General features: G+C 73.8%; 6 protein-coding genes and 4 pseudogenes. 6 read left to right on the top strand and 4 right to left on the bottom strand.

Features of this window, described 5'->3' with window-relative positions:
• Positions 1-98: 98 nt before the first annotated feature.
• Positions 99-1,351 (bottom strand): annotated as a pseudogene (locus JNW87_RS08345) (DNA-processing protein DprA).
• Positions 1,348-2,620: pseudogene (locus tag JNW87_RS08350) on the bottom strand (YifB family Mg chelatase-like AAA ATPase); the annotation flags it as partial. The pseudogenes JNW87_RS08345 and JNW87_RS08350, both read right to left, overlap by 4 nt.
• A 33-nt stretch (positions 2,621-2,653) precedes the next feature.
• Between JNW87_RS08350 and JNW87_RS08355 the strand changes: the two are divergent.
• Positions 2,654-3,949 (top strand): recombinase family protein, encoded by a 1,296-nt coding sequence (locus JNW87_RS08355; protein WP_238453431.1) that lies wholly within the window; start codon positions 2,654-2,656, stop codon positions 3,947-3,949.
• Positions 3,950-4,382: 433 nt separating this feature from the next.
• Here the strand turns inward: JNW87_RS08355 and JNW87_RS08360 are convergent, their stop codons facing one another.
• A complete protein-coding gene (locus JNW87_RS08360; protein WP_238453432.1) occupies positions 4,383-4,535 on the bottom strand; it encodes a hypothetical protein in 153 nt (50 codons plus the stop codon).
• A gap of 129 nt (positions 4,536-4,664) precedes the next feature.
• Positions 4,665-5,006, bottom strand: a complete 342-nt coding sequence (locus JNW87_RS08365; RefSeq protein WP_238453433.1) for a YraN family protein — start codon at positions 5,004-5,006, stop codon at positions 4,665-4,667.
• 208 nt (positions 5,007-5,214) lie between these two features.
• Here JNW87_RS08365 and JNW87_RS40495 point away from each other — a divergent pair.
• The 5 genes and pseudogenes from JNW87_RS40495 to frr all read left to right on the top strand — a co-directional run bounded on the left by JNW87_RS40495 (position 5,215) and on the right by frr (position 10,015).
• Positions 5,215-6,211, top strand: a pseudogene (locus tag JNW87_RS40495) (hypothetical protein).
• Between the two features lie 397 nt (positions 6,212-6,608).
• Positions 6,609-7,487 carry a 30S ribosomal protein S2 gene (gene rpsB / locus JNW87_RS08375; RefSeq protein ID WP_238453435.1) on the top strand — a complete coding sequence of 293 codons (879 nt, stop codon included), beginning with the start codon at positions 6,609-6,611 and terminating at the stop codon, positions 7,485-7,487.
• A gap of 135 nt (positions 7,488-7,622) precedes the next feature.
• Entirely contained in the window at positions 7,623-8,450 is an 828-nt protein-coding gene (tsf, locus tag JNW87_RS08380; protein ID WP_109804348.1) for a translation elongation factor Ts, read from the top strand.
• A 157-nt stretch (positions 8,451-8,607) separates the two neighbouring features.
• Positions 8,608-9,375: a UMP kinase gene (gene pyrH, locus JNW87_RS08385; protein ID WP_238453436.1), complete on the top strand. Its 768-nt coding sequence runs from the start codon at positions 8,608-8,610 to the stop codon at positions 9,373-9,375.
• 83 nt (positions 9,376-9,458) lie between these two features.
• A pseudogene (frr, locus tag JNW87_RS08390) lies at positions 9,459-10,015 on the top strand (ribosome recycling factor).
• Positions 10,016-10,558 lie beyond the last annotated feature (543 nt).

A 10,558-nucleotide genomic window follows, 5' to 3' on the forward strand; every position in this document is an offset into this window, starting at 1 on the left:
GCGCCGTCCCCCTCCGGCCGGCTGGCGGAGCCATCTCGGCGGCGGGGATGACTCGTCTCGGCGGCGGCGGGCGGAGCCATCTCGGCGGTTGGGCGGAGTCATCCGGGCGGCGGGGCGGACTCATTCGGCGGTGGTGGCGCGCCTGCCGGGCGGGCGCCGGCCGCACGCCGCTCCGGCGGTGGGGCGAGCGCGTACCCGCCGTCGCGGCGGACCACCAGCCCCAACTCCTCCAACAGGGACAGCTTGCGCAACGCCACCCGCACGCCCACCCCAGCGCCGGCGGCCACCGCGTCCGGGCTGCGCAGCCCTCGGCGTGGCAGGGACTCCAGCACCAGGGCGGCCTCGTCGTCGAGCTCGTCGGCCGGTCGTCGCGGGCCGCGGGCCGGGGGCGCCAGGTCGACGCCGATCCGGCCCACCTCCTCCAGCACGTGCGCGACCCCGGTGACGAGTCGGGCCGCGGGTTGCTCCCGGAGCAGTTCGTGGGCGCCGACCGACATGGCCGAGGTGACCGGACCGGGCACCACCATTCCCGGTCGGTCGATGGCCAGCGCCCGGCGCATGGTCTGGGTCGCCCCGCTGCGCGCGGACGCCTCCACCAGCACGCTTCCCCGGGTGGCGGCGGCGATCACCCGGTTGCGGATCAGGAACCGCGGCCGGAGCCGCTCGGCGCCGGCATCCACTCGCTCACCAACAGCCCCGTCTCGGCGATCCGGTCGAAGAGGGCGGCGTTGCCCATCGGGTAGGGCCGATCCACCCCGCAGGCCAGCACCGCCACGGTCAGCCCACCGGCGCTCAACGCGCCCCGATGAGCGGCGGCGTCGATCCCGAACGCCCCGCCGGAGACCACCGACCACTCCCGGTCCGCCAGGCCGTAGCCGAGCTCGGTGGCCACGTGCACGCCGTACGACGTGGCGGCGCGGGCGCCGACCACGGCCACCGACCGCGCCATCGCCTCGGCCAGCGGCCAGGCGCCGCGTACCCAGAAGCAGAGCGGTGGGGCCGTCTCGGTGTCCACCCGGCGGCTGGCGCCGGAGAGGGCGAGGCGGCGCAGTTCGTCGACGCCGACCGGCCACTCGTCGTCGTCGGGCGTGACGATCCGGGCGCCGAGCCGATCCGTCCGCTCCAGCGCCCAGGCCGCGGCGGCCCGGGGGTCACCGGCGGCCAGCCGGGCCGCCACGGTGGCGTGCAGCTTCTCCTCCGGCGCGCCGCCGTCGCAGAGCAGCGCCAGGGCGGCCGGCGCCCCGAGCCGCTCCACCAGCCGGTGCACCGACCAGGTGCCCGGTTCGGTCAGCCAGGTCAACGCGACCCGGGCCAGCCGGTCCGCCGTACGTGACTCCTCGTCCCCGCTCATGCTTCCTCTCCCGTCCGTAGTCCGATCGCCTCCCGGACGTCCTCCCGGTCCGGCCGGTCCCGCCCGTCCAGGTCGGCGATCGTCCACGCCAACCGGATGATCCGGTCGAAGCCCCGGGCCGAGAGCGACCCGCTGTCCAGCCGAGCGCGCAGCTCTCCGGTGTCGTGACCCGGCAACCGCCAGGGCGAGCGGCGCAGCAGCGGTCCGGGTATCTCGGCGTTGAGCCGGCGGCCGACCGGGGCCCAGCGCTCGGCCGCCGCGGCGCGGGCCGTGGCGACCCGCGCGCCGACGGTGGCCGAGGACTCGTTCGCGCCCCCCGTCGCCATCAGTTCGGCCGCCCGCACCGGCAGCACGGTCACCTGCACATCGATCCGGTCCAGCAGGGGCCCGGAAAGCCGCCCCAGGTAGCGGCGCCGGGTCAGCGGGCTGCACTCGCACTGCGTGTCGCCGCCCGGTTTCGCGCAGGGACAGGGATTGGCGGCCAGCACCAGCTGCACCCGTGCCGGGTACTCCGTGCCGCCCCGGGTCCGGGCCAGCCGGATCCAGCCGTGCTCCAGCGGCTGGCGCAACGCCTCCAGGGCGCCCTTGCTGAACTCCGGCGCTTCGTCGAGAAAGAGCACCCCGCGGTGGGCCAGCGACACCGCGCCCGGGCGGGCCAGCCCGGCGCCCCCACCGACCAGCGCCGGTACGGTGGCGGTGTGGTGCGCGCCTGGAACGGCGGGCGGCGCAGCAGCCGCCCGTCCGACGGCAGCACGCCGGCGATCGAGTGCAGCGCGGTGACCTCCAGCGCGACGTCGTCGTCCAGCTCGGGCAGGATCGACGGCAGGCGTTCGGCCAGCATGGTCTTGCCGGCGCCGGGCGGCCCGAGCAGCGCGAGGTGGTGGCCACCGGCGGCGGTCACCTCCAACGCCCGCCGGCCCAGCCCCTGGCCGGCCACGTCGGCCAGATCCGGCCCGCCGGGGGACGCCGTCGGGCCGGTGGCCGGGGGTTCCAGCAGCGACGTGCCGTTCCGGACGAAACCGACCAGCCGGTGCAGGGTGTCGACCGCCCGGACGTGGACGCCGGGGACCACCGCCGCCTCGGCCGCGTTGGCGACCGGCACGATGACCCGTCCCAGCCCCCCTTGGCCGCGACGGCCACCATCGGCAGCACGCCGCCGACCGTTCGGACGGTGCCGTCCGGCCCCAGCTCGCCGAGGACCACCACCCGCTCCAGCGGCGCCAGCGGCAGCTGGCCGGCGCCGTTGAGCAGGGCGGTGGCGATGGTCAGGGTCGATAGTCAAGTTGTGCCATACTCAACGCCGTGACGCGAGCCGCTATCTACGTCCGGATCTCACGCGACCGGGAGGGCGGTGGACTCGGCGTCTCGCGCCAGGAGCCAGACTGCCGGGAGCTGGCCTCGCGGCACGGCCTGACCGTAGCGCAGGTGTACAGCGACAACGACCTATCGGCCTACAGCGGCAAGCCGCGTCCGTCGTATCGCCGGATGCTCGACGACATCGCCGCCGCCCGCGTCGACGCGGTGCTCGCCTGGCACACCGACCGGCTGCACCGCTCCCCCACCGAGTTGGAGGAGTACATCTCGGCGTGCGAGCCGCGCGGCGTGCCCACGTACACCGTGAAGGCCGGACCGCTGGACCTCAGCACACCGAGCGGCCGCATGGTGGCACGCCAGCTCGGCGCCGTCGCCCGGTACGAGGTGGAGCACCAGGTCGAGCGCCAGCAGCGCGCGAAGCTGCAAGCCGCCGCGGACGGCAAGTGGGGCGGTGGCCGGCGACCGTACGGATACGAGCCGGACGGGGTGACGCCACGCCCCGACGAGGCACGGGCGGTTGCCGAGGCCACCGACGCGATCCTGTCCGGAGCGAGCGTGCGGTCACAAGCCGCCGCGATGAACGCGCGCGGCCTGGTCACCTCCACTGGCCGACCATGGACGCCGCAAGAGCTGCGGAAGGTGCTGCTGCGCGCCCGCAACGCCGGGCTGCGTGAACACCGGGGTGAAGTGGTCGGCCCCGCCGCCTGGCCGCCGCTGGTCGACGAGGACCGCTGGCGGGCCTTGGTGTCGGTGCTGACCCACCCCGGCCGACGTACGCAGTGGTCCTCGGCCCGCCGGTGGCTGCTGAGCGGCCTGGCCCTGTGCGGCGTGTGCGGCTCGCCGGTGCGCGCCACGCTGCTCAACAGCACCCGAGGTGGGGTACCGTCCTACACCTGCAAGGCCACGAAATGCGTGGTGCGCAACGCCGCCGAGCTGGACCAGTACCTCGGCGGAGTGGTCGTCGCCCGGCTCTCCCGGCCGGACGTGGCCGACCTGCTCGCCTCTTCCGGCGCACCTGGCTCTAGGGTGCTCCAGCTCGACGCCACCTCGTTGCGGGAACGGCTCGACGGCCTGGCGGCGGCGTATGCCGACGGCGCGATCGACGTCCGCCAGCTGCGCGAGGGCTCGGAGCGGCTACGCGCCCGGCTCGCTGAGGTGGAAGAGCAGATGGCCATGGCAGGCCGGGGCGACGCGCTCGCCGGGCTAATGGGGACGACGGACCCGGCGGCGGCTTGGGACGCACTCGACCTCCACCGCCGGCGGCCGTCGTCGACACGCTCATGACCGTGACGATTCACCGCACCCGGAAGGGCCGGCCGCGCGGCTGGACGCCAGGCAGCTCGTACTTCGATCCGTCCACCGTCGACATCGGGTGGAAGGCGTGACCAGGTCCGGCCGCCGGTGAGGAATCCAACGCGGGTCTAAACGATCTTCTTTCCTAAACTCTTAGCTGACGTCGACGCACCAGGGGGCCGGGGAGGTCCAGGTCCCCACCGTGATGTCCGACGTCCTGATCTCGACGCGCGCCAGGTACGCCGCGCTGAAGCGCTGCCACGGCGCTGACCACCTGTGCTCGCGCTCGTCGACCTGCCGGCACTGATACCCGGCACGAACGTGGCGCTGAGCTCCCCGGCGCTGTAGAGCCGGTGGGCCCGCGGCCGCGCGTGCTGGACCGGCCGCCTGGTCGTCGACGGCCGCCACCAGCGGTCGGGCCGGCTCACCGCGCACCATCGTCGTTGGCCAGCGCGCGGGCGATCCACTGGACCGCCGCGAACTGGCGGGCAGCGGACCGGCCGGCCCGGCGCCCCTCCGGCGACTCCAACGGACGGCGGGCGAACGTGCGCTCCGACTGGCCGTAGCGGGCGACCATGGCGACGAGTGCGCGGAGCAGCTGCTCACGCCGTGGCTCACCGCCGGCCCGCGAACGACCGGCGGGGAAGACGTACGCCTCGCCGCACTGCCGGGACGATGCCCGGGGCCATGATCGCCTTGTGGACGGTCAGCTTCGCCACCCAGATCGCCGACGTGACCTCGATGCCGTGAGCACGTCGAAGCGCACCTCGTCGGCGGTCGTGCCCGTCTCGGCCAGCCACCGGGCGGCCAGGCCGCGCAGCCGGCGCGCCTCGGCCGGTACGACCGCCTCGGCCGGGCTGCCGACGTCGTCCGTACGGCGGGTCTTCACCTCGCAGAAGGCGAGCACGTCGCCCTCCCAGGCGATGATGTCGATCTCGCCGTCCGGGCAGCGCCAGTTCCGGGCGACCGGCCGCAGTCCCGCCTCGATCAGGTGTCGGACCGCGCACCGCTCCCCGTACGCGCCGACGGCCTGGTTCCGCTTCGTCATGGCGGCCAGGGTGGGCGCTGCCCGGTCGGTCCGGCCGTCCCGCCCGGTTTGCCTGTGGACAAGCGGGAGGGTTGTGGACGGCCGGACGATCATGCCTGGACCGTGCTAGGGGACCGGACGTGCGCCGGCGATGACCGGATCCGCGCCGGACTGAGCTGGGCGGCGTCGTCTAACGGCCGGATGGCGTCCGTGGAGCCGTTCGCATAGCGTGCCCGTCGTGGACGGACGACGGAGCTTTCCCGAGGATCAGCAGGGGTCGCACTGGAGCGACCGCGGGTACGCCGAACCGGACTGGCGCGGAGCGGGCGACCCGCGCTACCGCGACGACGACTTCCGGACCCCGGACCAGCGCGACGGCGCGGACGAGGGCCGGTACGCCGACCCGGTGAACTCCCGGTACGGCGAATCGGGTCGCTTCGGTGCGGCCGACCGGCTCGGTGACGGGCACCCGGAGACCGACGGCTACCGGCCGTCCCGGTCGCGACGCGGGGAGGACCCGGAGGTCTCCGGCGAGCTGCCCGGTGAGCGCGGCGGCGCCGGGCGGTCCGGGAGGGCGTGGATCAGCTCGCGGCCGGCGCCCGGGAGGGTGTCGCCGGGCCGGACCCGCTCGGCGCGACCGGCTGCCGGACGCGCTGCGACCCGCTCCCCCCGGCGGCTACCCGATCGTCGAGCCGGCCCGTCCGGCCGAGCCGACCCACGCCGCGGTGCCGCCGTTCGTGGTGGGCGAGCGTCCGTCCGGCCCGATCCATGCCGGTCCGACCCCGCTCGTGGTCGGGGACCGGCCCGGCGGCCCCGCCCCGTCCCCCGAACCGGTGGGCGGCCCGGCCCCGCATCCGCTGGAGATGCCGACCGGTCCGATGCCGGCGGTCGCGCCCCGGCTCGACGCCCCGCCGGCCAGCGACGGCGTCTACCGGACCCGTCGGCCTGCGCTGGCGGTGGTCCTCGCGGCGCTGACGCTCGTCTTCGAGGCCCCCGCCCTGCGGGTCCTCCTGCACGGCCTGGTGGGCGACCCCGTCTCCGCGCCCGACGTGGTGGTGGGGACGTTCCTGGTGGCCGGGCTGCCGATCTTCGCCAGCGGCCTGTACGGGCTGCGCACCGGTGGGCTGGCGCTCGCCGAGGGCAGCCGGGGCTGGCTCCGCCCGCCGACGGCCTACCTGACCGTCGGGTTGGTGCTCTTCGTCGCCGCCGCGCTCGGCGCCCGCTGAGCGGTCCCATCCCGCATCGCCGCCCGCACGGGCGGGGCGCCCGGCATCGCCGGGTCGAGCACGGGCCGGTCGCCCGGCGTCGCCGCGCCGGACCGGGCGTCGGCGCGCGGCGGGGCCGGGGCGGGACGCCGGGGACCGGTCCGGGCGGTATGCCTGGAAAGTGACGGTGCGGGACGTTCCCGCACCCCGGGACCGGCGGGCGGAGAAGGGGCGTACACTGGTCGACTGGCGACCGCCTCGCGCGGTCGACCTCGCGCGCCCTCTCCACGGTTCCCCGTGGGGCGACGGCCTCCCTGGTCCCGATCTTGGTCGGGCCCACCACGGCCGGCGACCAGGCGCCAGGACGCCCGGCCACCGGCCGGGCGTGACAACCAGGGATCTTGAGGAGTACCCCACCATGGCCGTCGTGACCATGCGTCAGCTGCTGGAGAGCGGTGTCCACTTCGGGCACCAGACCCGGCGCTGGAACCCGAAGATGAAGCGCTTCATCATGACGGAGCGCAACGGCATCTACATCATCGACCTGCGCCAGACCCTCGACTACATCGAGAAGGCGTACGACTTCGTGCGTAACACCGTCGCCGAGGGTGGCAGCATCCTCTTCGTCGGCACCAAGAAGCAGGCCCAGGAGGCCATCTCCGAGCAGGCGACCCGGGTCGGCCAGCCGTACGTCAACCACCGCTGGCTGGGCGGCATGCTGACCAACTTCCAGACGGTGTACAAGCGCCTGCAGCGGATGAAGGAGCTGGAGGCCCTGGGTGACCTGAGCGGCACCGCCGCCGGTTACACCAAGAAGGAGACGCTGCAGCTCTCCCGCGAGAAGATCAAGCTGACCCGCACCCTGGGTGGTCTGCGGGACATGCAGAAGCTGCCGGCCGCGATCTGGGTGGTCGACACCAAGAAGGAGCACATCGCCGTCGACGAGGCCCGCAAGCTGGGCATCCCGGTGATCGCCGTGCTCGACACCAACTGCGACCCGGACGAGGTCGACTTCCCGATCCCGGGCAACGACGACGCCATCCGGTCGGCGGAGCTGCTGACCAAGGTCGTGGCCGCCGCCGTCGCCGACGGTCTGATCGCCCGTTCCGGCCGTCGCCGGGGCGGCGACGAGAAGCCGGAGCCGGGCCAGGTCGGCACCGACGAGCCGCTGGCCGAGTGGGAGCGCGAGCTGCTGGAGGAGCCGAAGAAGGCCGACGTGCAGCAGCCGGCCGTGCAGCAGCAGCCGCCGGCCGAGCAGCCGCAGGCCGAGCAGCCGGCGGCCGCCGCCGCGGAGTGATCGCGCCGCCGCGTCCCCACCGTCCGTTTTTGCGGCCGGTGGGGCGCGGCGGATCCGCCGGGAACATCCGGCCCGGATCCGGGTAACCCGGCAGCCAGACCATCCCACCGCAGTCTCAACACCGAAGAGAGAGTCATGTCCAACTTCACCGCCGCGGACGTCAAGAAGCTCCGCGACCTCACCGGCGCCGGCATGATGGACTCCAAGAAGGCGCTGACCGAGGCCGAGGGCGACTTCGACAAGGCCATCGAGATCCTGCGCGTCAAGGGTGCCAAGGACGTCGGCAAGCGGGCCGGCCGCACCGCCGCGAACGGCCTGATCGCCCACTCCGGCAAGGCGCTGCTCGAGCTCAACTGCGAGACCGACTTCGTCGCCAAGAACGACGCCTTCATCGCCCTGGCCCAGCAGCTCGTCGAGCACGGCGAGCGCAGCGGCGTCAGCACCGCCGAGGAGCTGCTCGCCAGCTCGATCGACGGCAAGCCGGTTGCCGAGCTGATCCAGGAGCAGTCCGCCAAGATCGGCGAGAAGCTGGTGCTGAACCGCTTCGCCAAGCTGGACGGCAACGTCGCGGTCTACCTGCACCGCAAGAGCCAGGACCTGCCGCCGGCCGTCGGCGTGCTGGTGGAGTACGCGGGCAAGACCGACGAGGCCGGCGACGCCGACGCCCGCGGTGTCGCCATGCAGGTCGCCGCCATGCGGCCGAAGTACCTCACCCGGGACGAGGTGCCGGCCGAGGTCGTCGAGTCCGAGCGGCGCATCGCCGAGCAGACCGCCCGCGAGGAGAACAAGCCCGAGGCCGCGCTGCCGAAGATCGTCGAGGGTCGGGTGAACGCCTTCTTCAAGGACTACGTCCTGATCGAGCAGGCGTCGGTGGCCGACAACAAGAAGTCGGTGAAGCAGATGCTGGCCGAGGCCGGCATCGAGGTGACGCGCTTCCTGCGGTTCGAGGTCGGCCAGGCCTGAGCCGCCAGCTCGGGCGCGTCACGCGCCCGTGGGCAAGCAACGTCGACGAGGAGGCCGCCGGTGTACGTGACAGGCACCGCGGCCTCCTCGTCACATAGGGTCTGCAGCGGCAGGCACGCGGCGCACGCGAAGGTGCGCGACGGGAGGGGCGGGGCGGATGACGCAGGTTGTGAGTGACCGGAGCCTGGCGGCGGATGATCCCACCGCCCCACCGCCCGGCCGGGCTCGCCGGGTGGTGCTGAAGCTCTCCGGCGAGGTCTTCGGCGGCGGCGCGATCGGAGTCGACCCGGACGTCGTGCAGGCCATCGCCCGGCAGATCGCCACCGTGGTCCGCCGCGGCGTGCAGGTCTCGGTGGTGGTCGGCGGCGGCAACTTCTTCCGCGGCGCCGAGTTGCAGAAGCGCGGCATGGACCGGGCCCGGGCCGACTACATGGGCATGCTCGGCACGGTGATGAACTGCCTGGCCCTCCAGGACTTCCTGGAGAAGGAGGGCATCGAGACCCGGGTGCAGAGCGCGATCACCATGGCCCAGGTCGCCGAGCCGTACATCCCGCTGCGGGCCATCCGGCACCTGGAGAAGGGCCGCGTGGTGATCTTCGGCGCGGGCGCCGGCATGCCGTACTTCTCCACCGACACGGTCGCCGCCCAGCGGGCGCTGGAGATCCGCGCCGACGTGGTGCTGATGAGCAAGAACGGCGTGGACGCGGTCTACACCGCGGACCCCCGGGTCGACCCGACCGCCAGCAAGCTGGACACGATCACCTTCTCCGAGGCGCTGCGCCGCAACCTGCGGGTGGCCGACGCGGCGGCGTTCAGCCTCTGCATGGAGAACGGCCTGCCGATGCTGGTCTTCGGCGCGCAGGGCGACGACACCATCGTCCGGGCGGTCGGCGGTGAGAAGATCGGCACCCTGATCACCGCCTGAGCGCCCCGCCGGCGCGGCCGGCGGTCCTCCGACACGACATCAGCAGAGCCCACGACGAGCAACAGAAGGAGGCGAGGAGACCGGTGATCGACGACACCCTCCTCGAGGCCGAGGAGAAGATGGAGCGTGCGGTCGAGCACGCCAAGGAGGAGTTCGGCGCCATCCGCACCGGTCGCGCCAACGCCGCCATGTTCTCCAAGGTCATCATCGACTACTACGGCACCCCCACCCCGCTGCCCCAGATGGCGTCCATCGGCGTCCCCGAGCCGCGCATGGTGATCATCAAGCCGTACGACAACTCGCAGATCAACGCCATGGAGAAGGCGATCCGCGACTCGGACCTCGGCGTCAACCCGAACAACGAGGGCAACCAGCTCCGCATCCTGCTCCCGCAGATGACCGAGGAGCGGCGCCGCGAGATGATCAAGGTCGCCCGGCACAAGGGCGAGGAGGCCAAGGTGGCCGTCCGCAACATCCGCCGCAAGGCCAAGGAAGAGCTGGACCGTCTGGTCAAGGACGGCGAGGTCGGCGAGGACGAGGGCCGCGCGCGGAGAAGGACCTGGACGACCTGACCCAGCGGTACGTCGCCACCGTCGACGAGCTGGTCAAGCACAAGGAAGCCGAGCTGCTCGAGGTCTGAGCCGCCCGACGACCATCACGGCACCGGTGTGCCGCCACCCGCCCGGGTGGTGGACCCGGTGCCGTCGTCGTGGTGGGCCATCGTCCGCCGTGCCGGGTTCCCGGGTGCAGTAGGCTCGGCACGATTCCCGCCCCACCACGGGGTGAACGGCGGGGATCGGCCGGCCGTCGCGCCGGTCAACCGGAACAGTCACGCCTGTAGGGGATGGTCTTGGTCTTGCGTCAAGTGGTGGAACTCGTACCGCGTTCGCTCGGTGCGTGATGTCCCACCCCGACCCCTACGGCGCTGCCGAGCCCCGCGGCTGGGACCGACCGGACCGTCCGCCCGCGCTGCCCTGGCCCGAGTCTGACCTCGAGCCCGGGCCGTGGCGTCGTCCGGGCGCCAACCCCGAGCTGTACGCCGAGCCGCCCGGCCGGGCCCGACCCGCGCCGACCCGTATCCCGGCCCGGCCGGCGACCCGTACGCCCGGCCGGACGTCGCCAGCCGTCGGCCCGGCCCGTACGACGAGCGTCCCGGCCGCGCCAACGGCCGCCCGGACCGGGC

Source organism: Micromonospora sp. ATA51, from assembly GCF_016802855.1.
In the GTDB taxonomy this organism is placed as follows: domain Bacteria; phylum Actinomycetota; class Actinomycetes; order Mycobacteriales; family Micromonosporaceae; genus Micromonospora; species Micromonospora sicca.